At 73.4% G+C, this 23,748-nt stretch carries 21 protein-coding genes and 1 pseudogene; 16 read left to right on the top strand and 6 right to left on the bottom strand.

All coding sequences use genetic code 11. From position 1 onward, the window contains the following. Window positions 1-50 precede the first annotated feature (50 nt). The 5 genes from BM339_RS48040 to BM339_RS31810 all read right to left on the bottom strand — a co-directional run bounded on the left by BM339_RS48040 (window position 51) and on the right by BM339_RS31810 (window position 3,831). Window positions 51-440, bottom strand: a complete 390-nt coding sequence (locus tag BM339_RS48040; RefSeq protein WP_177287832.1) for a cupin domain-containing protein — start codon at window positions 438-440, stop codon at window positions 51-53. Between the two features lie 176 nt (window positions 441-616). Next, on the bottom strand, window positions 617-1,075 hold the full coding sequence (locus BM339_RS31795) for a VOC family protein (RefSeq protein ID WP_075023260.1): 459 nt from the start codon (window positions 1,073-1,075) through the stop codon (window positions 617-619). Between the two features lie 14 nt (window positions 1,076-1,089). Then, entirely contained in the window at window positions 1,090-2,148 is a 1,059-nt protein-coding gene (locus BM339_RS31800; RefSeq protein ID WP_075023261.1) for a Gfo/Idh/MocA family protein, read from the bottom strand. Then, window positions 2,145-3,038: an amidohydrolase family protein gene (locus BM339_RS31805; RefSeq protein WP_021592331.1), complete on the bottom strand. Its 894-nt coding sequence runs from the start codon at window positions 3,036-3,038 to the stop codon at window positions 2,145-2,147. Before BM339_RS31805 ends, BM339_RS31800 begins: the two co-directional genes overlap by 4 nt. A 1-nt stretch (window position 3,039) precedes the next feature. Continuing rightward, a complete protein-coding gene (locus BM339_RS31810) occupies window positions 3,040-3,831 on the bottom strand; it encodes an SDR family NAD(P)-dependent oxidoreductase (protein ID WP_075023262.1) in 792 nt (263 codons plus the stop codon). A gap of 107 nt (window positions 3,832-3,938) precedes the next feature. Here BM339_RS31810 and BM339_RS31815 point away from each other — a divergent pair, with 107 nt between their 5' ends. Together BM339_RS31815 and BM339_RS31820 are read left to right on the top strand one after the other, a co-directional pair. Further along, window positions 3,939-4,616, top strand: a complete 678-nt coding sequence (locus tag BM339_RS31815) for a GntR family transcriptional regulator (protein ID WP_021592329.1) — start codon at window positions 3,939-3,941, stop codon at window positions 4,614-4,616. Beyond that, complete coding sequence (locus BM339_RS31820) at window positions 4,609-5,601, top strand: C-terminal binding protein (RefSeq protein ID WP_021592328.1); 993 nt, start codon at window positions 4,609-4,611, stop codon at window positions 5,599-5,601. Before BM339_RS31815 ends, BM339_RS31820 begins: the two co-directional genes overlap by 8 nt. 115 nt (window positions 5,602-5,716) lie before the next feature. Here BM339_RS31820 and BM339_RS31825 read toward each other — a convergent pair whose 3' ends face one another. After that, entirely contained in the window at window positions 5,717-6,313 is a 597-nt protein-coding gene (locus BM339_RS31825) for a TetR/AcrR family transcriptional regulator (RefSeq protein ID WP_021592327.1), read from the bottom strand. A 277-nt stretch (window positions 6,314-6,590) separates the two neighbouring features. Here BM339_RS31825 and BM339_RS31830 point away from each other — a divergent pair, with 277 nt between their 5' ends. The 14 genes and pseudogenes from BM339_RS31830 to BM339_RS51830 all read left to right on the top strand — a co-directional run bounded on the left by BM339_RS31830 (window position 6,591) and on the right by BM339_RS51830 (window position 23,748). Continuing rightward, window positions 6,591-9,365, top strand: a complete 2,775-nt coding sequence (locus tag BM339_RS31830; protein ID WP_075023263.1) for a family 78 glycoside hydrolase catalytic domain — start codon at window positions 6,591-6,593, stop codon at window positions 9,363-9,365. Then, a complete protein-coding gene (locus BM339_RS31835) occupies window positions 9,362-10,642 on the top strand; it encodes an ABC transporter substrate-binding protein (RefSeq protein ID WP_075023264.1) in 1,281 nt (426 codons plus the stop codon). Before BM339_RS31830 ends, BM339_RS31835 begins: the two co-directional genes overlap by 4 nt. Further along, window positions 10,621-11,556, top strand: a complete 936-nt coding sequence (locus BM339_RS31840) for a carbohydrate ABC transporter permease (RefSeq protein WP_021592324.1) — start codon at window positions 10,621-10,623, stop codon at window positions 11,554-11,556. Before BM339_RS31835 ends, BM339_RS31840 begins: the two co-directional genes overlap by 22 nt. Then, window positions 11,556-12,395: a carbohydrate ABC transporter permease gene (locus BM339_RS31845; protein ID WP_075023265.1), complete on the top strand. Its 840-nt coding sequence runs from the start codon at window positions 11,556-11,558 to the stop codon at window positions 12,393-12,395. The genes BM339_RS31840 and BM339_RS31845 overlap by 1 nt, the downstream gene beginning before the upstream one ends. Before the next feature lie 13 nt (window positions 12,396-12,408). Further along, window positions 12,409-14,700, top strand: a complete 2,292-nt coding sequence (locus tag BM339_RS31850; protein ID WP_075023266.1) for a N,N-dimethylformamidase beta subunit family domain-containing protein — start codon at window positions 12,409-12,411, stop codon at window positions 14,698-14,700. Then, the gene (locus BM339_RS31855; RefSeq protein ID WP_143118683.1) at window positions 14,684-16,018 is read left to right on the top strand and encodes a flavin monoamine oxidase family protein; all 1,335 of its coding nucleotides are present in this window, start codon (window positions 14,684-14,686) and stop codon (window positions 16,016-16,018) included. The genes BM339_RS31850 and BM339_RS31855 overlap by 17 nt, the downstream gene beginning before the upstream one ends. Before the next feature lie 95 nt (window positions 16,019-16,113). Then, complete coding sequence (locus BM339_RS31860; RefSeq protein WP_075023268.1) at window positions 16,114-17,547, top strand: amidase; 1,434 nt, start codon at window positions 16,114-16,116, stop codon at window positions 17,545-17,547. A 27-nt stretch (window positions 17,548-17,574) separates the two neighbouring features. After that, a complete protein-coding gene (locus tag BM339_RS31865) occupies window positions 17,575-18,375 on the top strand; it encodes an SDR family NAD(P)-dependent oxidoreductase (RefSeq protein ID WP_075023269.1) in 801 nt (266 codons plus the stop codon). A gap of 16 nt (window positions 18,376-18,391) precedes the next feature. Beyond that, window positions 18,392-19,879: a class I adenylate-forming enzyme family protein gene (locus tag BM339_RS31870; protein WP_177287833.1), complete on the top strand. Its 1,488-nt coding sequence runs from the start codon at window positions 18,392-18,394 to the stop codon at window positions 19,877-19,879. Beyond that, a complete protein-coding gene (locus BM339_RS31875; RefSeq protein WP_024933981.1) occupies window positions 19,876-20,997 on the top strand; it encodes an acyl-CoA dehydrogenase family protein in 1,122 nt (373 codons plus the stop codon). Before BM339_RS31870 ends, BM339_RS31875 begins: the two co-directional genes overlap by 4 nt. Then, window positions 20,997-22,001 carry an acyl-CoA dehydrogenase family protein gene (locus BM339_RS31880; protein WP_075023271.1) on the top strand — a complete coding sequence of 335 codons (1,005 nt, stop codon included), beginning with the start codon at window positions 20,997-20,999 and terminating at the stop codon, window positions 21,999-22,001. The genes BM339_RS31875 and BM339_RS31880 overlap by 1 nt, the downstream gene beginning before the upstream one ends. 409 nt (window positions 22,002-22,410) lie before the next feature. Further along, a complete protein-coding gene (locus BM339_RS31885) occupies window positions 22,411-23,322 on the top strand; it encodes an SDR family oxidoreductase (protein WP_075023272.1) in 912 nt (303 codons plus the stop codon). A gap of 24 nt (window positions 23,323-23,346) precedes the next feature. Next, window positions 23,347-23,478 (top strand): annotated as a pseudogene (locus BM339_RS51825) (zinc ribbon domain-containing protein); the annotation flags it as partial. 21 nt (window positions 23,479-23,499) lie between these two features. After that, window positions 23,500-23,748 carry a Zn-ribbon domain-containing OB-fold protein gene (locus tag BM339_RS51830; protein WP_021596053.1) on the top strand — a complete coding sequence of 83 codons (249 nt, stop codon included), beginning with the start codon at window positions 23,500-23,502 and terminating at the stop codon, window positions 23,746-23,748.

Here is a 23,748-nt window from a genome sequence, read left to right on the forward strand (position 1 = left end):
TTCGTCCACCGAAGGGCCGAGGGCGGCGCCATGTCCAAGCGGGGTGCGGTTCAGTCGTCTGCGAGTGAGATGAACAGCAGCCGGGCGCGTCCGCCGGACGCTGTCGCCCGGTGACCGCTGCCCTCCGTGTCAGCGGCGAGGATGACGTCCCCAGGACCCATGCGCCGGGTGCTGCCGTCGCGCGCCTCGATCTCGACCTGGCCACTGAGCACCACCACGTACTGGCGGCACGGCGCCCGGTGCCAGCCGCTCTCGCGCGCCTCCGCCGGTACCTCGACGAAGGTCACCGCGACGGCCCGCTCGGGAGCGGTGGAGAGCAACGCCGCCTCACCCTCGACGAGCCCGGCGGACTGCATCGGCATGACGGTGTCCACGAGGCGCGATCCGCCCGTCTCGTCCGTCTCGCAGCGGGTGATCTGGAAGAGGTTCTCGGCTGGCACAGCAGCTCCTGTCCATCGGCGAATGCTCGATTCGAGTGAATCCGCCACGCCCGCCGGCAGACAGAGAGACCTTTTCAGAACGGTGAATCGACGAGGACGGCCGTCGCGCGGAACCCGTGCCATTCGCTGGACGACCCAACGCGCATGAGGCGGCGGACCAGCGCGGCGGGACGGCACTACTGCCGCTCCTCATGGCGGGCTTCGACGATTTCGATGGTCAGGCCCTGCGGATCACGGAAGTAGGCGACATGGCGTCCCCGGTTGGGGCCCGAGGTGATCAGCACCGGGGCGGCGCTGCGGGGACGGGCTCCCAGGGAGGCCAGCCGGGCGAACTCGGCGGCGAGGTCGTCGGTGACCAGGCAGAGATGCGCGGTTCCGGGGTTCCTGGTCTCGATGTCGACCGGGGTTCCGGTGGGTTCGAGGTACTGGATCAGCTCCAGCCGGACGTCGCTGCCCGGGATGCGGAAGATCGCGATGTCCAGGCGCGCGCCCGGATAGCCGACCTGGTCGGCGGTGTACGGCGCGTCGTAGATTCGCCGGACGTCCGGGGGAGCGCCGAACAACCGCTCGTAGAAGGCGGCCGCCGATCGGACGTCGGCGACGGTGAAGCCCATGTGCGAGACACCGGTGAGCATGGTACGGCGACCTCCTAGACGTCGGCCGGGTCGATGACGCGGCCCTCGTGCGCCGACCGGTACATGGCGGCGACGAACTCCACCGCCCCGAGCCCGATCTCGCCGGGCGAGCCGTTGCCCGCGCGGCCGAGGACCACGTCGATGAGGTTGCGGGCAGGGGCGTGCTCGGGATTGCGCTGTACGACGGGCAGTTCCAGCAGGTTCCTCGTCATGCCGGCGACGTGGATCGAGGCGGTGCCGCGGTTGACGTCGAACAGGACGTGCCCGTCCCGGCCGAAGATCTCGAACCGGGCGATCTCGTCGTGGCCGGGCAGCACGGCGCCGGTCGAGCTGAGCACGCCGACCGCGCCGCCGTCGAACCGGATCGCCACCCCGTCGGCGAGGTCGACCGGGAGTTCGAAGTTCGAGGAGAAGGCGCTGACCCCGCGCGGGCGCAGGCCGGTGAGCCACAGCATCAGGGCGGCGGCATGGGTGATCTGGGTCTGACCCTGCCCGCCGCCCGACAGCGCCGGGTCGCTGTAGGTGCTCCGGCCGGGGGCGTTCACGGGATATCCCCACAGGTCACGGTACGGCTCCGGGTCGCCTCGGTACAGCTCGCGGACGGCGGAGGCGTACAGGCAGGACACGTGCTCGATGGGCCCGATCACGCCGTCGGCCAGTTCCTTCCGGAGGGTGAGGGCGTGCGGGTTGTAGTGCCACGGGTAGTCGACGAGCAGCGCGGCGCCGCGCTCGCCGGCCAGGGCGATCAGCTCCCGGCCGTGCCGGGGCTCGATGACCATGGGCTTCTCCAGAAGCGTGGGCAGGCCGTGGTCGAGGGTGAGGCGGGCGATCGGGTAGTGCAGCGCGTGCGGGACCGCGATCACGGCCGCGTCGGCCTTCACCGAGTCCAGCAGCTCCTCGGCGGTGGCGAACGAGGCGTCCACCTCGAACGCCTCGGCCGCCGCCGCCAGCCTGCGCTCGTCGGGATCGGCCAGCGCCGCGATCTCCGCGTCGAGATGCCCGATGATCGCGGGGAGGTGGGCGAACGTCGTCCACCAGCCGCAGCCGATCACCGCGACCCTGACCTTGCTCACGTCCGTGCCTCCTCGGTGCCGAGCCGGAAGATCCGCTCGGCGCTGCCGCTGAAGAGTGCCCGCCGTTCGGCCTCCGTGAAGCCAGAGATGATCTCGGCGTACGCGTCCACCACGTCGCCATAGGAGCTGTAGAGCCGGTCGACCGGCCAGTTGGAGCCGAAGAAGGCCCGTCCAGGGCCGAACGCGTCGATGCACTCCAGGACCCAGGGGCGCAGGCCGGCCGTCGTCCACCGGTGGTCGGCCTGGCCGAGGCCGGAGATCTTCACGACGACGTTCGGGGCCGCGGCGATGTCGCGCATGGCGTCCCGCCACCGGCGAAAGTACTCAGGGTCGCGCCGGCGCGGGTAGCCCGCGTGGTCGATGCACAGGGTGATGCCGGGAAAGCGTTCGGCCAGCCGCCGCGCGTCGGGGAACCGTTCCAGGGGCGGATCATCGCAGCAGACCAGCCGGTGGCGCTCCAGGAGGGCGTAGCCGCGGAGCCAGGACTCGTCGGTGAGGTATCCGTCGTACCGCAGATCGCGTATCCCGCGCAGGTTGGGGAACTCGGCGTGCCTGGCCAGTGTCTCGGCGGTGTCGGGGCGGGTGAGGTCGGCGTGGGCGACGATGCCGTGCGGGACGCCGAGCCGGTCGGCGAACGCCTGCAGCCAGCGGGTCTCCTCCACGGGGTCGTCCGTACCGATGGCGGCCTGGACGTGCACGACCTTGCGGACGTTGTGGAAGCGCGTCTCGGCGACGAAGTCGTCGGCCCAGTAGCGGCGCGCCCGGATCGCTCCGTCGGGGCCGGTCACCGGGTCCTCGGGCGCGTCCGGCTCCAGCCACTCGTACCGGAGCCGGGGATGGCCGAGATCGTGGAAGTGGACGTGGGTGTCGACGAACGGCAGGTCGGCCATGTCACCTCGTCCCCGGGATGCCGGCGAGGCGGGCGCCGCCGTCCACGTCGAGCGTGACGCCGGTGAGGAACCCCGCGTGGTCGGAGAGGAAGAAGAGGGCGGCGTCGGCGACGTCGTCCTCGGTCGCGTTGCGGCCGAGGGGGTTGGCGGCGGCGGTCGCCTCCATGATCTGCGCGGGCGGCAGGCCGGTGCGCCCGGTCTTCCACTCGACGACCCGCCGCCCCATCTCGGTGGTGGGGCAGCCGACCGGGCACACGCAGTTGGCGGTCACACCGGCGGGCGCCAGCTCCGCCGCCACCGACTCGGTGAGCCCGACGAGCCCGAACTTGGACGCGACGTAGGGGACCTGGCCGGGGAATCCCCGCCGGCCGCAGTCGGAGCCGATGGTCACGATCCGTCCCCGGCCGGACTCCCGCAGCGCGAGCGCGGCGGCCTTGACGGTCATGAACGCGCCCTTCAGGTTGACGTCCAGAGTGCGGTCCCAGTCCTCCTCGCCGGTCTCATCCAGCGTGCCGGCGTGGAAGACCCCGGCCGAGACGACCAGCGTGTCCAGCCCGCCGAACTCGCCGGTCGCGCGGGCCACGGCCGCGCGCATGTCCGCCGCCGAACGGACGTCGGCGGTGATCCCGAGCGTCCGGGTGCCGAGATCGGCCGCCGTCTCCCCGACCCGCTCCGCGTCGACGTCCAGGACGGCCACCGCGGCGCCGGCCTCGTGCAGCAGCCGGGCGATCCGCCTGCCGAATCCGGACCCGCCGCCGGTGACCAGCGCCTTGCGGTCCTGAGCGATCCGCATGCCCACTACCTCCACTACCTGCTAGGACGCTCCGCGCCCCGATCGCAAAACGCTATAGCATCTAGCTGAGCATGGTCAATGAACGCTAGATGCTATAGCGTTCCCTCATGGCGCTTGATCCCGTTTCCGACGACAGCCTGGCCGACCGGGTGGCCGGGCGGATCCGCGACGCGATCCACGAGGGCCGCTACCCGCCGGGCGAACGTCTGGTCGAGCGGAGGCTGGCCGCCGAGCTCGGCGTCAGCCACATCCCGATCCGCGAGGCACTGGCCCGGCTGACCGACGAGGGCCTGGTCGAACGCGCGCCCCGGCGCGGAGCCCGGGTCGCCACGCTCACTCCCAGGGAGCTGGAAGAGCTCTCCTCGCTGCGCACGGTGCTGGAGCGCTTCGTGGTCACGCGCGTTCAGGAGAGGCTGACCGCCGAGGAGGAGAAGAAGCTCCGGCGCATGGTCGCATCGATGCGGCGGGCCGCGGCCCGCGGCGACTACCGCCGGGTGCTCGACCTCGACCAGCGCTTCCATGAACGGCTGTGGGAACTTGCCGACCACCAGATGCTCGGGGAGGTCGTCACCGGCCTGCGGGGCCGGATCGGCGCGTTCCTCCGCGCCGCGACGGCGGCGTTGGAGCCCGAGGCCCTCGAACGGCACGCCGCCACTCACGACGAGCTGCTGGACGCGATCCTCAGCGGTGACGCCGAAGCCGGCTGCGCGGAGATGAGCCGCCACATCGAGCTGGCCACCGAACGGCTGCGCGGCACGCTGGGCCAGGCGGATCCGGATGACTGAGCCGCTGGTGGTCATCACCGACTCCGACCTGCCGGGCGACGAGCCGGAGCGGATCCTCGGGGCGGCCGGCCTGCGGGTGCGCCGCGCCTCCTGCCGCACGCCCGGGGAGGTCGCCGAGGCGGCCCGGGACGCGACAGCGCTGCTGGTGCAGTGGGCGCCGGTCACCGCGCCCGTGCTGGCCGGGCTGGACCGGCTGCGGTTCGTCAGCCGCCTCGGCATCGGCCACGACATGATCGACGTCGCCGCCGCCACGGCGCGGGGCGTCGCGGTGGCCAACACACCCGGCTACTGCGTCGAGGAGGTGGCGGCCCACACCATCGCCATGGTCATGGCGCTGGCCCGGCGGCTGCCCGTCCTCGACCGGGCGGTGCGGGACGGGCGCTGGTCGGCGACCGGAGACGGGGCCGGCGCGCTGCGCCCCTCGCGGGCCACCGTGGCCGTCATCGGCTTCGGCCGGATCGGCTCGCTCGCCGCCGCGCACGCCGCCGCCCTCGGCTTCCGCGTGGTGGTCCACGACCCGAACGTGGCGGCGGCGTCCGTCCGGGCGGCCGGTCATGCGCCCGCGGACCTGGACGGGGCGCTGGCCGCCGCCGACATCGTCACCCTGCACGTGCCGCTGACCGGCCGGACCCGGCATCTGCTGAACGGCGAGACCATCGCCCGGATGCGGCCCGGTGCGCTGATCGTGAACACCTGCCGGGGCGGGCTGATCGACGAGGCCGCGTTGGCCGGCGCGCTGGCGTCGGGCCATGTCGGCGCGGCGGCGCTCGACGTTTTCGAGGCCGAGCCGCTGCCCGCCGGGAGCCCGCTGCGCGGCGCGCCGGGCGTGCTGCTGACGCCGCACGCGGCCTGGTACTCGCCGGACTCCCTGGCGGATCTGCCGCGCCTCGCGGCCCGCCAGATCGCCGACTTCCTCCAGGGCAGGCCGGTTCCCTCGATCGTCAACCCCGGATACGCGGCCGTACGCGCGGGAGGCGAGGCGTGAGCGGAGAGCGCCGTCTCGCCGGGGCCGGTGAGCACGCCGCTGGCCGGCGCGCTCGCCCCGGCCATGCGCGCCGGGCTCGCCGCGTCCGTGCCGCTGGGCGGCTCGGGCGGGACGATCAGACGGGGAGGGCGAGCAGGACCAGTGCGTCGGCCAGCAGGTCGGCCTGGCGTTGGCAGGCGTCCCGGTCATGGGAGGCCGCGTACTCCAGGATCATGCCGTCGAAGCGGTGGGTGATGAACCTGGTGATCTCCTCGACCGTGATGGCGGGCGCGGTGGTGCCGGCCTTGACCGCGCGGTCGAGGTTCTGCTTGAGCAGGTCCGTGCCGAAGGCGTCGTACATCGAGTAGACGCTCTCGCCCTCGGCGGCCTGCCTGATCCGCCACATGCCCAGTTCGAGGAGGGCCAGCTGGAGCCCCAGATTCGCCTGGACCCACCGCCAGTAGGCGCTGACGCTGTCGCGGATCGTCGCCTCCAGGCCGCGGTCGGGGTCGACGTCGTCGAACGCCTCCCGCAGCATGGTCGCGCCTCGCTCCGCGACGACGTCGATCAGCTCGGCCTTGTTGCGGAAGCAGTAGTGCAGCGCCCCCAGCGGTGCCCCGGCCTGTTCGGCGATACGCCTGGTGGTGGCGCCCGCCAGCCCGTGTGACGCGATCACCACCACCGCGGCGTCGATGATGCTGCGGCGGCGTTCCTCGGCGGGCAGGTAGGCCATCTGGAGCTCCCGGGGCTGGATGCGCCGCGCCGGCGGGGCGCGGCCGCGTGAACAGGTCGCTTGACCAAGTGTAGCGCGGGGTGTCGCCGAATCCGCCCTCGCGTCCCTGTTGACACAGGTGACGGGGGTGCGGATACTCGGTGAACAGTCTTGGTCATACGTCCAGGTCATATATCCAGGTCGTATGAACAGAACGTCGTCCGGCCCGCGACTCCGGCCCGGCGGCCGCCGGCCGCCACGCCGGACGCACCTCCGCGACCCAGATCGGAGCCTGCCGATGTCCCTTCACCGCGACGAACCGCCGGCGGCGCCCCCGCGCGCCGGTCGGCTGCGATGCGAACACCTGGACGACCCGCTCGGCATCGACATCGCCGACCCGGCGTTCGGCTGGACGCCCAGCGGGCCCCAGCGGGCCTGCCAGGTGCTGGTCGCCACGGACCCGGACCTGCCGGCCCGAGGCATCGGGGACGCATGGGACTCCGGACGCGTCGAGACCGGCGAGGTGAACGGCGTGGCCTACCGGGGCGCCCCGCTCGCGTCCCGGCGGCGCTACTGGTGGACTGTCCGGCTCTGGGGCGACGGTGAGGAACCCGGCCCGTTCGCCTCGGCGGCGAGCTTCGAGACCGGCCTGCTCGACCCGGCCGACTGGGAGGCCGTGTGGATCTGCGGCGGCGAGGACGTCCCCTCTCCTCTGCTGCGCACCGAGTTCGACGTGCCGGGGGAGGTTCGGCAGGCCCGTGCCTACGTCGCCGCACTCGGTCACTACGAGCTCCGGCTGAACGGCGAGCGCGTCGGCGACCGGGTGCTCGACCCGGCGAACACCACCTACGACCACGACCCCGACCTGTACGACGGCGACGGCAAACCCGCGCGCATCCCGAGTCCGCGGGTGCTCTACTCCGTCCACGACATCACCGGCCTGCTCAAGCCCGGGACGAATGCGACCGGGCTGATGCTCGGGCACGGCTGGTACAGCGCCGAGGAGGACATCGGTCCCGGCCCGATGCCGCGCACGCCCTACGGCGACCGCCCGCGGGCCCTGCTCCAGATCGAGATCGAGACGGCGGACGGCCGCCGATCGGTCGTCGCCACCGGCGAGGGCTGGCGGACGGGGCCCGGCCCCATCGCCTACAACGACTACGGCCACGGCGAGTACTACGACGCCCGGCGCGAGACCCCGGGCTGGGACGCGCCCGGGTTCGACGCCGGCGCCTGGTCCCCGGCCACCGCCGCCGACCCGCCCGAGGCCCGGCTCGCCGCCCAGCTCGTCCAGCCGGTCCGCGTGATCGAGACGCTCGCGCCGGTGCGCGTGCCGGCGGGCCGGGACGGTGCCTCGATCGTCGACTTCGGCCAGCACTTCTCCGGCTGGACCCGCATCAGGGTGTCCGGCCCGGCCGGCTCCGAAGTCGTCCTGCGGCATTTCGGGGAGCTCGGCGACGACGGTGAGCCGGACGACGACGCCAACATGAACGCCTGGCTCCCCGCGCGCCAGACCGACACCTACGTCCTGAAGGGCGAGGGCGAGGAGGTCTGGGAGCCCCGGTTCACCCTGCACGGCTTCCGGTACGTCGAGATCACCACGCCGGGGCCCGAAACGGCGGTGATCGAGGTCGAGGGGCGGGTCGTCCACTCCGGCCTGCCGGGCACCGGCGAGTTCTCCTGCTCCGACCCGCTGCTGAACCGGATCCACCGCAACGTGCTGTGGACGCTGCGCACCAGTTTCCAGGGTTTCCCGCAGGACGCCGCCGAACGCTACGAGCGGGTCGGCTGGGTCGGCGACCCGGGCTGGGCGGTCGAGGACTACCTGTACGACTTCGACGCGGCCCGGTTCTGGCTCAAATGGCTCGACGACCTGGCCGACGCCCAGCTCCCGGACGGCCGCTTCCCGCTGGTCTGCCCGATCCACTGGCGAGGCAAGATCACCATGGAGGCGCCCGAGGGCTACGACGTCCCCGACGACTTCGAGCACGTCATGTACTGGCCGTACGGGGCCCAGCCCGACTTCGCCATGACGTCGTACCCGAGCGTCGCCTGGAACCTGTACCGCTTCTACGGCGACCGCACCATCCTCGAACGGCACTACCCGGGGATGCGGCGCGGCGTGGAGTTCCTCCGGTCACGCTCGGACGGCCTCATCCTCACCGAGGGGCTCGGCGACCACATGGAGCCGCAGCCGGACGGCACGTGCAGCGTCTTCCCCAAGCGCACGCCGGTCGAGCTGACCTCCACGGCCTGGTTCTTCGCCGTCACCTCGATGACCGCCCGCGCGGCCGAGGCGATCGGGGAGAGCGCCGACGCCGCCCGCTACCGGGAACTGGCCGGGGACATCCGCCGTGCCTTCAACGAGCGGTTCTTCGACGAAGCCACGGCGAGCTACGCCACCGGGTCGCAGACCTCCCGCGCCATGCCGCTGTGGTTCGGCCTGGTCCCCGCCGAGCACCGGGACCGCGCGCTGGCCGGGCTGGTCGAGGAGATCGGGCGCGATGGCGGCCACCTGTCCACCGGGACGATGGGCACCGCCGCGCTGCAGCACGTGCTGACCGGCGAGCCGGCGGACGTGATGTACGGGATCGCCACCCGGACCACCTTCCCCAGCTGGGGCGACCAGGTGGCACGCGGCGCGACCACCGTCTGGGAGACCTGGGGCGGCGACCCCACGTTCAGCCGCAACATGAAGCTGCTGGCGATGATCGGGACGTTCCTCTACAACGACGTCGCCGGGCTGACCCCGGCGGCTCCGGGCTGGCGGCGCATCCTCGTCCGGCCCAGCCTCACCCACCGCCTCGCCCACGCCGGCGCCCGCGTGCGCACCGTCCGGGGGGACGCGGCGATCGACTGGCGGGCCGGCGCGGACGGGCTCCACGTGACGCTCACGGTCCCCCCGTCCGCCGAGGCGGAGGTCCGGCTGCCCTGCGGCGGTCTCGACGCCCCCCGGCTCACCGGGGACGGCGTCCCCGCGACCGGCCCGCGGCGCGACGGCGACGAGCTCGTCCTGACCGTGGGCGGCGGCACCCACCGGCTCCACCTCACCTCGGAAGGAACACGGTCATGACGAGATCGGACGGTGTGCTGGTGCCCCTGGCCCTGTCGGCGTCGCTGCTCCTGGCGGCCGGCTGCGGGGGTGCCGGGGCCGGGACCGGCCGCGACGGCGAACTCGTCGTCGCCGCCTGGGACACCGGCCAGGGCAAGGATCCCCTCGACACGGCCGCCGCCGAATTCGAGAAGGCCAACGCGGGCGTCAAGGTCACCGTGAAGAAGACCCCGTACGTCCAGTACTCGGAGACCCTGCGCAGGCAGCTCAGCGGCAACCAGGTGCCGGACGTGGCGCGGATGCTCCTCGGTTACGGCGACGCCGGCAACGTGCTCGTGCTCGCGGACAAGGGACTGGTGGCCGATCTCGGCGGGGCGCCGTGGACGAACCTGGTCACCGGTCCGGGTGCGGCGGTGTCCAAGAAGGGGGACAAGATCTACGCGCTGCCGGTCGACGCGACCTCCATCGGCGTGTTCCACAACCCGGAGACCTTCGAGAAGCGGGACCTGCGGGTCCCCAAGACGTTCCGGGACGTGCTCGCGATCTGCCGCGAGACCGCGGGAAGCGGCACGGCGGCCTTCGCCTTCGGCGCCCAGCAGGGGTCCGCCATGGCGCGCTGGGCGGTCTTCGCGCTCGCCGCGTCGACCGTCTTCGCCGACAACCCCCGGGCGGGGGAGCAGCGCCTGAAGGGCGAGATCACGTTCGCCGGCACGCCGGGCTGGCGGCAGGCGATCGAACGGTTCGCGACCATGAAGGACGAAGGCTGCTTCGACAGGAACGCCACCGGTGTCTCCCAGGACGCCGCCGCCCGTTCCCTCGGCCAGGGCAAGGCGCTCATGGCGATCGCGCCGACGGCGACGATGCCGCTGTTCGCGGCCGGCGACCCCAAGGCGCGCCTGGCGATGTTCGCCTTCCCGGGCGGCGACGACTCGTCCGCGGTGCGCGTGCCGTCGGCCCCCGTCAGCGGACTGGCCGTCCCGCGGAAGGCCGCGAACCGCGAACTCGCCCGCAGGTTCCTCGACTTCTACGCCGAGAACCGGGTCAGGTACAGCGAGATCGACGACAGCGTCCCCGGCATACCGGCGGGCAAGGACGATCCGGGCGTGCCGGACTACGGCACCGCGCTCACCCCCTACCTCACCGCGGGCAGGACCGCCCCGATCATGGACCAGAACTGGCCGAACCCGGAGGTCGGGACACGCCTGGACAGCGGCATCACCAAGCTGCTCCTCGGCCAGGAGGGCCCCGAGGGAGTCCTCAAGGGAATGGACTCGGCGTGGACGCCCACGGCGCCCTGAGGGCCGGGCACCGGGCGCGCCTTGCCCGGCGGGGTGCGGGCCTCCGCGGACGGCGCGCCGCCCGCCGGGTGCCCCTGCTGTTCCTCGTGCCGTCCACCCTGCTCTGCTCCGGGCTGCTGCTCGGACCGTCGCTGGTCGGCGCGGGCTACGCGTTCACGGACTGGGACGGCCTGACGTCACCCGCCTGGGTCGGGCTCGGGAACTTCCGCGAGTTCCTGACCGAGCCGGAGGGGCGGGGCGTGCTGCTCCACACCGTGGTGCTGACCGTTCTCTACGTGACAGGGGTCAACGCCGTGGGGCTGGGCCTGGCACTCGGGCTGTCCCGCTCGCTCAGGACGCGGAACGTGCTGCGGACCCTGTTCTTCCTCCCGGCGGTCGTGAGCCCGCTCGTGGTCGCCTACGTGTGGAAGTACATCCTGGACGCCGCCGGCCCGCTCAACGAGGCGCTCCGGGCGGGCGGCCTCGGTGCCGCCGCGCATCCCTGGCTGGGCAGCCCCTCGACCGCGCTGCCGATGGTCGTCCTGGTGATGGTGTGGCAGTTCTCCGGCTTCCACATGCTGATCTACCTGGCCGGTCTCCAGGGTGTCCAGACCGAGGTGCTGGAGGCTGCGGCGGTGGACGGCGCCGGGGCCTGGCGGAGCTTCCGCCACGTCACGCTGCCGCTGCTGCTTCCCTCGGTCACGGTGGGCACGGTCCTGTCGACGATCCTCGCGTTCATGGCGTTCGACCAGGTGATGGCCCTCACCGGCGGCGGGCCGTCCGGAGCCAGCGAGACGCTCGGCACCCACGTCTACAAGCAGGCTTTCGTGACCGGCCGGTACGGCTACAGCGCGGCGGTCGCCCTGCTGCTGGTCGCCCTGGTGTTCGCCGTCTGCTTCGTCCAGGTCCGCCTGCTGCGCTCCAGGAGTCGGTGATGCACGGATACACGCGATGGACGGCGTTCCGGGAGGCCGGCTTGTGGATCGCGGCGGTCCCCGTGCTGGCGCCGGTCTACTTCGTCGTGGCGACGGCGTTCAAGACGCCCGGGGAGGCGGCCGGCTCGTCGTTCGCGCCGCCGTCGAGCCCGACGACCGCCAACCTGGCCCAGGCATGGGAGCAGGCGGGCGGGGGCACGGTCTCGTTCGGCCAGGCGCTGTTCAACAGCGTCCTGACGACGGCGGTCGTGGTGCTGCTGCTGGTGCTCACCGCCGCGCCCGCCGGCTACGCGCTGGCCCGCCGGACGTCCCGGCTGTCCGGACTGCTGTCGGGGCTGTTCATGCTCGCGATGATCATGCCGATCCAACTCGGCGTCATCCCGCTCTACGTGTTCCTCGTGGACACGGGGCTGGCCGGCACGCGCGCCGGCCTGATCCTGGTCTATCTGGGCCTGCAGACGCCGCTGGCCGTCTTCTTGTACGCCGGGTTCATCCGGGGGTTGCCGGCGGCTTACGAGGAGGCCGCCCGGGTGGACGGTGCCTCCTCCCTGCTGATCCTGGTGCGGATCGTCTTCCCACTGGTCCGTCCGGCCACCGGGGTCGTGGCGGCGCTGACCGGCCTGTTCGTCTGGAACGACTTCTTCGTCGCGCTGGTGGTCGTGGGCGGCACCGACCGGGTGACGCTCCCCGTGGCGGTCTACTCCCTGGTCGGCAGGTTCTCCGCCGACTGGCCGCTGATCTTCGCCAGCACGCTGATCGCGCTCGCGCCGGTGCTGGCCGGCTACGCGTTCGCGCAGCGCGCGGTCATGAAGGGCTACGTCAGCACCCTGCGCGGGTGAGGAGAGGAACGGCATGTCCGAAGAGGTGAGGGACCGCATCACCTTCGACGGTGAGCTGCGCGGCGCGGAGATCGTCGGGTACAGCGACCCCATGACCGCCGCCCCGGGCGAGACCGTGGCCTTCAAGGTCAGCTGCACCGCCCCGAGGTTCCGGTTCGACCTGGTCCGGCTCCTGCACGGCGACGAGAATCCCGCCGGCCCCGGCTTCCTGGAGGAGGAGGTGGAGTGCCCGGCCGCCGCCGAGTACCCGGGCCGGGAACAGCCGCTGGACTTCGGGTCGTACGTCGAGGTCGCCGACCATCCCCTGCTGCGGTTGAGCGACGCCGTCACGCTCCACGCCTGGGTGTTTCCGACGCAGCCCGGCAAAGGCGTCCAGGGCATCCTGACCAAATGGGACGGTGCTCGGGGGTACGGGCTCTTCCTCGGTGCGGGCGGCGACGTCCAGTTCTGGGCCGGTGACGGGGAGACCGTCGTGCGCGCCGGCACCGGGCGGCCGCTGCGAGCCGGCCGGTGGTACCTGGTCTCGGCGTCCTATGACTCCCGTACCGGCCGGGTCCGGGTGAGCCAGACCGCGCTGGTGCGGTGGCCGGACGACGGTTCCACGACCGCGGCCGAACACCCGGTGGCGACGGTGGCGCCGAGCCGGGCGCGCCTGATCATCGCGGGTCACGACGCGGGCGCCCGGGTCGCGGCGGTCTTCAACGGCAAGATCGACGCACCACGGCTCTACGGCGTCCTGCTCGGCGCCGAGGCGATCGAGGCGTCGGCGCGCGCCGGCGGCTCCGGAGCGCGTGCGGACGGCCTCGTCGCCGCGTGGGACTTCTCGCCGCGGCCCGGCACGCGGGACGTGATCGACCTGTCCCCGAACCAGTTCCACGGCCGGACGGTGAACACGCCCGCCCGGGCGATGACCGGGTGGAACTGGACGGGCCGGGAGACGGCCTTCCACCGCGCCCCCGAGGAGTACGGCGCGATCCACTTCCACGACGACGACCTCACCGACGCGGGCTGGGAGACCGATGTCGAACTCGTGGTGCCGCCGGACCTGCCGAGCGGTGTCTACGCCGCCCGGCTGCGGACGTCCACCGCCGAGGACCACGTTCCGTTCTTCGTCCGCCCGAGGCCGGGCACGGCGGATTCCGAGATCGCCTACCTCGTCCCCACCACGACCTATCTCGCCTACGCCAACCTCGCGGCCACCCAGTTCTGGGAGGACCGGGGCGAGCCGCTGAGGCCGGGCGAGCTCGAGATGAGGCTGCTCAGCCTGTACGACGTCCACGACGACGGCAGCGGGACGTGCTACTCGTCGCGGCTGCGGCCGAACCTCACGATGCGGCCGAAGGTGCGGCTCAAGTTCCCCGACGTCCCGGGACGATGGCAGGACGTCCCCAGCTATCCGCACCTGCTCCCGGCCGATCTGCACCTGACGCACTGGCTCGGCCACAAGGGGCACAGGACCGACGTCCTCACCGACGAGATCCTGCACCGCGAGGGCGCGAGACTCCTGTCGCCCTACAAGGTCGTCATCGTCGGCACGCACCCCGAGTACTGGTCGGAACGGATGCTCGACGCCCTGGAGGCGTATCTGAGGGCCGGCGGACGGGTCATGTACCTCGGGGGCAACGGGTTCTACTGGGTCACGTCGTACTCGCCGGAGGAGCCCCACGTCATCGAGGTCCGCCGCACCGCGGGAGCCCGTGCGTGGGCGGCGGGTCCCGGCGAGGGACACCACAGCACGACCGGTGAGCCGGGCGGGATCTGGCGGCACCGCGGGCGACCGCCGCAGCGGCTCGTGGGAGTGGGGTTCACGGCCGCCGGCTACGACCGCGCGGCGCCCTACCGCCGCAGTGCCCGGAGTCGCGACCCCGGCGTGGCGTTCGTCTTCGAGGGGATCGACGACGATCACGATCTGATCGGAGACCACCCGTCCCTCGTGCAGGAGCACGGTGCCGCCGGATACGAACTCGATCGGGCGGACATCGCCCTGGGCACCCCCGAAGGCGCGGTCGTGCTGGCCTCGTCGTCGCCTTCGGACCACTCCTCGTCCTACGAGACGGACCCCGCGGACATCCCGGTCGGTGCCACCGACTGGCCGGTCAAGGCCGATCTGGTGCTGGTGCCCTATCCGAACGGGGGCGCCGTCTTCTCGACGGGCTCCATCGCGTGGTGCGGCGCCCTCGCCCACGACGGCTACGACAACGACATCTCCCGCATCACCGACAACGTGCTCAGGGCCTTCGTTTCCGGCAGGCCCCTGAGCGGGTCCGATCACGACACCCTTCGTGGAGGTGGACGATCTGAGTAGGGACGAGACGGCCGACGTGGCCGTCATAGGGGCGGGGCTGGCGGGGCTGGTGGCCGCCCGCGACCTGCGGCGCGCGGGGCTGCGCCCACTGGTCATCGAGGCGCGCGACCGGGTGGGCGGCCGGACCTGGACCCGCCCCGCCCCGGGCGGCGCCGTGGAGGCGGGCGGGCAGTTCATCGGGCCCACGCAGGACCGCCTGGCGGCCCTGGCCGGCGATCTCGGCGTCGCCACGTTCGCCACCTACCACGCGGGGAGGACGCGGATCGACCTGGCGGGCGGCCGGCTCGCGTACAAGCGCGCCAAGCGGCTCCTCGCCGAGCTGGAACGGATGGCGTCGGAGCTGCCGCCGGACGCGCCCTGGACGGCGGCGCACGCCGTCGAATGGGACGCGCCGACCTTCGAGGACTGGCTCCGGGACAGCGGGGAGCCGGACGCGTACGGCGTCATGCGCATGCTGATCACGGCGGTCTTCGCGGCCGAGCCGGCCGAGCTGTCGCTGCTGCACGTCCTGGCCTACATCCGGTCGGCCGGTTCGGTGGACCTGCTGACGGAGGTGGCCGGCGGCGCGCAGGAACGCAGGTTCGCGGGCGGCGCGCAAGAACTCGCGGTACGGCTGGCCGGCGTGCTGGGCGCCCGCGCCGTGCGCCTGGCCGCCCCGGCGGACCGTGTCCGGCAGACGCCGGACGGCGTGGAGGTGTCCGCCCGGGACCTCACGGTGCGGGCCCGCCGCGCGATCGTGGCCGTCCCGCCCGTGCTCGGCGGCCGGATCGAGTACGACCCGCCCTTGCCGGCCGCGCGCGCCGAACTCCAGCGGCGGATGACGCCGGGATCGACGATCAAGATCAGCTGCCTCTACGACGCCCCGTTCTGGCGGGACGAGGGACTGAACGGCGGCCTGATGCGCGACCGGGGCCCCGTCACGGTCACGTTCGACAACTCGCCCCCCGACGGGGCTCACGGAGTGCTCGTGGCCTTCTCGCAGGGAGACGACGCGAGGGCCCTGGCCCGGCTGCCCTCCGGGGCGCGCCGCGAGGCGGTGCTGGAGGTCCTGGGCCGGTACTTCGGCGAACGCGCGGTGCGTCCGTCGGGGTACGTGGAGACCGACTGGACGAGCGAGCCGTGGACGCGGGGCTGCTTCGGCGGCAACTTCGGGCCGGGCGGGTGGACGCGGTACGGCCCGCATCTGCGCGAGCCGGTCGGCCGCGTCCACTGGGCGGGGGCCGAGACGTCCGCGGTCTGGATGAACTACATGGAGGGGGCGGTGCGGTCCGGGGAGCGGGCCGCGGCCGAGGTCATCGCCGCCCTCGGCGCCTCTTGACAGCCGAGGGGCGGCGCCCGATGCTGAATCTGTACATATGACCAGGTCACTTGAACATAGCTCGGAGCACTTCAGATCGGTCACGGGAGGGCCTCATGCCTGACGCATTCATCGACGCAACCGGCCTAGCAGAACTCGTTCGCCGGAACGAGATCACCCCGGGCGAGCTGGTCGAGGAGACGCTCGACCGCATCGGCAAGGTCGACCCGCAGCTCAACTCCGTCGTCGTCACGCTCGCCGGCAAAGCGCGCGCGGAGGCCGCGGACGCCCCTGACGGGCCCTTCCGCGGCGTTCCGTACCTCCTCAAGGAGGTCATGCCGTCCAAAGGCGACATCTACGCCGCGGGCATCAAGGGCGTCATCGCGGCCGGGCTGCGCGCCGACCACGACACCTACCTCGTCCAGGCGATGCGCGCCGCCGGGTTCGTGCTGGCCGGGCGCTCCAACACCTCCGAGATGGCCCTGGTCGCCACCACCGAGTCCGCGGGTTGGGGCACATGCCGCAATCCGTGGGACACCTCCCGCTCCACCGGCGGATCCAGCGGCGGCGCCGCGGCGGCGGTCGCGGCCGGCCTGGTCCCGGTCGCCCACGGCAGCGACGGCGGCGGGTCCGTCCGGGAGCCCGCGGCCAAATGCGGGATCGTCGGGATCAAGCCCACCCGGGGCCGGATCTCGCAGGGCCCCCAGGTGATCGACTCCGACAACGTGTCCGGCATGGCGCACGAGGGATGGATGACCCGGAGCGTCCGGGACTGCGCCGCGCTGCTGGACGTCACCGGCGGCCACCGGCCCGGCGACGCCTTCGGCGCGTGGTCGCCGCCCGGCCCGTTCGCCGGGGAGGTCGGCGCCGACCCGGGGCGGCTCCGCATCGGCGTGCTCACCGAGGACCCCACCGGGCAGACCGCGGTCGACCCCGAATGCGCCGCCGCGGCCCGCGCCGCCGCCGACGTCCTCGCCGGGCTCGGCCACGACGTGCGCGACGGATACCCCGAGGTGCTCCGCCAGGGCAGCTGGCCGATGGAGTTCATGCCGTGCGTCGGCGTGGTGGTGCTCCGCGAGATCGAGCGCTTCGGCCGCCTGGTCGGCCGGCCGCTCACCGAGGACGACATGGAGCCGCAGACCTGGGCCTACACCGAGGTCGGCCGCACCGTCACGGGCGTCCAGTACGCCGCCGGAGTCGACGCGCTCCGCGAGCGGGGTCGCGAGATCGAGCGGTGGTGGGAGGACGACGGGTGGGACCTGCTGCTGACCCCCACGCTCACCGGCCAGACGCCGCCGCTCGGCCTGTTCAACCCCACGAAGGAGGACCCGTTCTCCAGCCTCGGCATGGAGGCGAGCACCTTCACCGTCCCGTTCAACGTCAGCGGGCAGCCCGCCATCTCCCTGCCCCTGCACTGGGCCGCCGACGGGATGCCCGTCGGCGTGCAGCTCGGTGCCGCGCACGGCCGCGAGGACGTGCTGATCCGGGTCGCGTCCCAGCTGGAGGCCGCGATGCCGTGGGCCGGCCGCATCCCTGCGGTGCACGCCTGACCTCCGCCCCCCGAAAGGACCGAACCCATGGGACGACTCGACGACAAGGTGCTGCTGGTGATCGGCGGCGGCTCGGACGGGCCGCCGCGCGACCGCGAGCGGCTGCCGATCGGCAACGGCCGGGCCGCCGCGCTGGCCTCTGCCGCGGAGGGCGCCGCCGTCATGGTCGCCGACCTGCGCGCCGACGCCGCCGAGGCGACGGCCGAGGAGATCAGGAACGCCGGTGGCAGGGCCGGGGCCGTCGCCTGCGACGTGGCCGACCCGGAGCAGTGCGCGGCCGCGGTCGCGGCGGCGGTCGAGGCGTTCGGCGCCCTGCACCTGCTGGTCAACAACGTGGGCATCGCCGACGCGGGCGGCGTGGCCGACACCGACGCGGACACCTTCGATCGGATCATGCGGGTCAACGTGCGCGGCCACCTGCTCACCGTCCGGCACGCCTTGCCTGAGATGGCCGATGCGGGCGGCGGGGCCGTGGTGAACATGTCCTCGCTGAACGCCTACCGCACCGGCGGCGCCGGGATCTCCTACGACACCAGCAAGGCGGCGCTGCTCGGCCTGTCCCGGCACGCCGCCGCCGCCGCGGCGCCCATGAACGTCCGGGTCAACACCGTCCTCCCGGGCGTCATCGACTCGACGATGCTGCGCCGGGCGCTCGCGGGGATCCCCGCCGAGCACGTGCCGGACCTGACGGGCGGCATCCCCATGGGCAGGGTCGGCACCCCGTGGGAGGTCGCTCGCTGCGTGGTCTTCCTGCTCTCCGACGAGGCGTCCTACGTGACCGGCGCCGAGCTCGTCGTCGACGGCGGCCTCAACATCGCGATGTTCTGAACGGGGAGTGACGGACGTGCACATCGTCGAGCTGATCGACACCTATCTCGCCGGACACGGCGACCGGGTCCGGGCCACCGACCACACCGGAGGCTGGACGGGGCACCGGCTCGCCGAGCGGGCCCGCCGGCTCGCCGGCGGCCTCCAGGCGCAGGGCGTGCGGCGCGGTGACCGCGTCGGGGTCATGATGGCCAACGGCGTCGACGTCCTCGTGGCGTACGAGGCGATCTGGCGGGCCGGTGCCGCGATCACCCCGCTGATGCCGGCCCTCGTCCCGGACGAGGTCGCGCACATCCTCGAAAGCGCCGAGCCCGCCGCCGTCCTGGTCTCCGCGGACACCGCGGACACCGTCCGGGCGGCGCGCGCCGCGACGGGCGGGACCTTCCCGCTGGCCGGCGACGGCGGCGACGTTCCGTGGGCAGGGTCGGCGGCGGACGTCGTCCCGGGCGGACACGACGAGGGCGACCTCGCGGCCGTGCTGTTCACGGGCGGCACCACCGGCCGGTCCAAGGGCGTCATGCTGACCCACCGCAACCTCACCGCCGCCGCCGCGATGGCCGCCACCGCCGATGACGCCCGGCCGGAGGACGTCAGCCTGGTCACCCTGCCCCTCTCGCACGGGTTCGGCCTGATCGCCTTCCTGGTGACCTACCTGCGGCCGCTGCGCCTGCTGGTCCGGCGGCGCTTCGACCCGGACGACTTCGCCGCCACGGTCCGGGAGGAGGGCGTGACGGTCGCGGACGTCGTCCCGGCCATGCTCCAGGCCCTGCTCGACCAGGGGCACGTCCACTCGGGCGCGCTGCGTACCCTGCGCACCCTCTACGTCGGCGGGGCACCCTGCCCGCCCGACCTCATCGAGACCGTCCAGAACTCTCTCCCGGTCCGTGTGATCGAGGGGTACGGGCTGACCGAGTCAGGAACGCTCATCGCGGGCGACTCGCCGTCCCGGCCGCACCGCCGGGGGAGCGTCGGGGTCCCGTTCGAGGGCGTCGACGTCCGCATCGTCGACCCGGACGGGCGGGACGCGCCGCCCGGCCGGATCGGCGAGATCATCGTGCGAGGCCCCGCCGTGATGGCGGGCTACTGGAGGGACGAGGCCGCCACCGCCGAGGCGATCCGCGACGGCTGGCTGCACACCGGCGACCTGGGCAGCCAGGACGAGGACGGGTACCTGCGCATCGCCGGGCGCCGCAAGGAGCTGATCATCCGGGCCGGCTTCAACATCCACCCCGCCGACCTGGAGAACGCCATCCGCACCTGCCCCGGTGTTGCCGGCGTCGGCGTCGTCGGCATACCGGACCGCACCCTCGGCGAGCGGGTGGTGGCGGCCGTGGTCGGCACCTGCACGCCCGAGGACGTCCACCGGCACTGCCGCACCAGAGTGGCCGGCCCGAAACGCCCCGACGAAGTAGTGATCGTGGAGCGCCTCCCGCTCACCCCCGTCGGCAAACCCGACCGCAACGCGCTGGTCGCCGCCCTGGCGGAACAGGGCATCGCGTCATGAGGTTGTCTCTCCCCGGCGCAGCGCCCGCCGCGACGGACCTGCGCCTGGAGGTGCGGGCCTTCCTGGAGGGGGCGGAGTTCACCCCGCGCTGCGACAGCTGGCTCACCGGCTTCGACCCCGCCTTCAGCCGGAGACTGGGCGAGCGAGGCTGGCTCGGCATGACCGTGCCCCGCCGCCTCGGCGGGCACGGCCGCGGCCCGCTGGAACGGTTCACGGTGATCGAGGAACTGCTGGCGGCCGGTGCCCCGGTCGCCGCCCACTGGGTCGCCGACCGGCAGATGGCGCCCGCCCTCGTGGCGCACGGCTCGTCCGAGCAGCGGCGGCGGTTCCTGCCCGCGATCGTCCGTGGCGAGTGCTTCTTCGCCATCGGGATGAGCGAGCCCGACAGCGGCTCCGACCTGGCGTCGGCGCGCACCCGGGCCCGTCGCGTCCGCGACGGATGGTCGCTGACGGGCACCAAGGTGTGGAGCAGCGGAGCCCATCGCGCCCACGTCATCCTCGCGCTGGCCCGCACCGCACCCCCGGGCCCCGATCGCCGCGCCGGACTGAGCCAGTTCCTGGTGACGCTGCCCGACCCGGCGGTGACGATCCGGCCGATCGGCGGGCTCGCGGGGGAGCACCACTTCAACGAGGTGACCTTCGACGAGGCGTTCGTGCCCGACGGCATGCTCCTCGGCCGGCCCGGCGCGGGCTGGGGGCAGGTCACCGCGGAACTGGCGCACGAGCGCGGCGGCCCCGAGCGGATGCTCAGCACGTTCCCGCTGATCCGGGCGGCGGCCGCGCAGACCGGCGATGACGCCGCGCGCCGGGCCCTGGGCGGGCTGCTGGCCCGGCTGTGGACGCTGCGGCAGGCGTCCATGGCGGTCGCCGGGGCCCTCGAACGAGGCGACGGCGCCGGCGCGCAGGCGGCGCTGGTCAAGGATCTCGGCACCCGTTTCGAACGGGAGGTCATCGACGTTGTGCGAGCCCACATCCCGGTCGAGCCCGATCCGGACTCACCCGCCCCGCTGGCCCGCGCCCTCGCCGAGGCCGTCGTGCAGGCACCCGGGTTCACCCTCCGCGGCGGCACCACGGAGATCCTGCGCGGCATCGTCGCCCGCGAGCTGGGAGTCCGCTGATGGCGCTGCTCGACGACACCGTGAACCGGATCCTCGTCGAGCGGGCCGGCGACGCCTGGCCCGCCCTGTACGAAGCGGGCCTGACGGCCATCGGCATACCCGAGCGTTCCGGAGGCGCCGGCGGCGGCCTCGCCGACGCGGCCGCCGTCCTCCGTGCGGCCGGGTATCACGCGGCCGCCGTTCCGCTGGCCGAGACCTGGCTGGCCGGGCGCCTGCTGAGCGCCGCCGGGCTGCCCGTCCCGCCGGGGCCGCTCACGGCCGCCGGGTCGGTGCGCGGCGGGCCGTGGCCGGGCGAGGTCCGGGCCGAACGGGACGGCGCGGGCTGGCGGCTGAGCGGCCGGCTGAGCCGCGTCCCCTGGGCCGCGCACGCCGACCGCATCGCACTGGCGGTCGAGGGCCCGGAGGGGACGCTGGCCGCGCTGGTCGAACGCTGCGCGGTGTCCGTCGAGCCGGGCCGCAACCTCGCCGGAGAGCCGCGTGACGACATCACGCTGGACGCCGTCGCCGTCGATGCCGTGCCGTCCCCGTTCACTCCGTCCGACCTGATGCTGCACGGAGCCCTGGCAAGGACCATCGCCATGGCCGGGGCGGCGCGTCGCGTCCTGGACCTCTCGCTGCGCCACGCCGCCGAACGCGAGCAGTTCGGCCGGCCCATCGCGCGGTTCCAGGCCGTCCAGCAGCTTCTGGCCGAACTCGCAGGCGAGGTGATGCTGCTGGAGACCGGCGCCGAGGCGGCCACGGTGGCGTTCGGCGCCGGCGGTCCGGCCGCCGGGACCGCCGTGGCCTGCGCCAAGGCCGATGCGGGCCGCGCGGCGGGCGCGGCGGCGGCGACGGCCCACCAGATCCACGGCGCCATCGGGGTGACCCGCGAGCACGTCCTGCGGCGCCTCACCCTGCGGTTGTGGTCATGGCGTGACGAGTACGGATCCGAGGCCCGCTGGCGGGACCGCGTCGCCGCCGCGATGGGCGGCGACGCCTGGGCCGTGGCCTGCGGGGAGGCATGACGATGACCGGAGCCCTCGACGGGCCCTTCGGCGACGGCACGAGCGGCTACTTCGACGGCATCAACCGCGGCAAGCGCCACATCTGCCCTGATCTGTCCCACCCAGCGGGCGGGACGTGCTGTGTTCTTGGCGGCCAACGCCGCTCCCGTCGACACCGTCCCCGAAGCCCTGGCCGAAGCCCGGGTGCGGCACCGGGGCCTCGTCGCCGTCACCGGCCGTCGGTGGGAACTCGGCGTGCCCATCGCGCTGTCACGGACCCCGGGCCGGGCGCACACCCCGCCAGGCCCCGGGGAGCCGACACCGCGGCCGTGCTCGGCGAACTGGGCCACAGCGCGGCGCAGACCGCCGAGCTGCTTCGCGACGGGACGGCCCACCAGTGAACGACCTGTCAGGAAGGAAGGACAGCGGAATGACCGACCTGTGCAAGGGACGCGTGGCCATCGTCACCGGCGCCGCCCGGGGAATCGGCCGGGCGTACGCCCTGGAGCTGGCCCGGCAGGGAGCGGCCGTCGTGGTCAACGATCTCGGGGGCGCCCGGGACGGCTCCGGCGCCGACCCCGGTCCCGCCCTCGCCGTCGCCGAGGAGATCCGGGCCTCCGGTGGACGCGCGGTCGCGAGCACCGACGACGTCGCCGACCACGAGGCGGCCGGGCGCCTGGTGGGGACCGCGGTACGCGAGTTCGGCGGCCTCGACATCGTGATCAACAACGCCGGCATCCTCCGCGACCGGATGCTGGTGAACATGACGGCGTCCGACTGGGACGACGTCGTCCGCGTGCACCTGCGCGGCACCTTCGCCGTCTCGCGGCACGCCGCGGCCCACTGGCGGGCCCGCGCCAAAGCGGACGGGCCGGTCGACGCTCGCCTGATCAACACCAGTTCGTCCAGCGGCCTGTTCGGCAACCCCGGCCAGTGCAACTACGCCGCCGCGAAGGCCGGGATCGCCGGGTTCACCCTCACCGCCGCCCTGGAACTGGAACGGTACGGCGTCACCGTCAACTGCGTGTACCCGGCCGCCGCGTCCCGCCTGACCGCCGGCCTCTCCGCCTACGCGGGCCGGGAGGCGGACCCGCTGCGCGACCCGGCCACCATCGCCCCCCTGGTGGTGTGGCTGGCGAGCCCGCACTCCCGGGGCGTCACGGGCCGCATGTTCGGCGTCCGGGGCAACGCGATCACCGTCGCCGAGGGCTGGCGGCCGGGCCCGTCGATCGACCGCCCCGAACGCTGGGATCCGGGCGAACTCGGCGAGGTGCTCCCCGCACTGATCGAACGGGCCCGGCCCAACGCCGCACCCGCCCTCGGCTCCGTCCGGACGGGCTGACCGGTGGCCGCCGACAGCCGCCCGGTGCCCGTCCCCACTCCGGCCACGCAGCCCTTCTGGGACGGCACCAGAGCCGGTGAACTGCGCCTTCAACGCTGCGAAGACTGTGTCCGGCACGTGTTCTACCCGCGTATCGCCTGTCCCTTCTGCGGCTCGTCCCGCCTCGAATGGACTCCCGTGAGCGGACGCGCCAGGCTCAGCTCGTACGTCATCAACCACGTCCCCGCTCCGGGATACGCCGGCGACGTCCCCTACGTCATCGCGATCGTGCAGCTGGACGAGGGCCCACGCATGATCACCAACCTCGTCGACGTGCCGCCCGATCCCCGCGCCCTCCCGCTGGACCTGCCGCTGGAACTGGTCATCGAGCCGCGTGGAGACCAGGCGCTGCCCCTGTTCCAGCCGGTGCCGGAGGCAGGCCCGTGA

The sequence above is a fragment of the Actinomadura madurae genome (assembly GCF_900115095.1).
In the GTDB taxonomy this organism is placed as follows: Bacteria; Actinomycetota; Actinomycetes; order Streptosporangiales; family Streptosporangiaceae; genus Spirillospora; species Spirillospora madurae.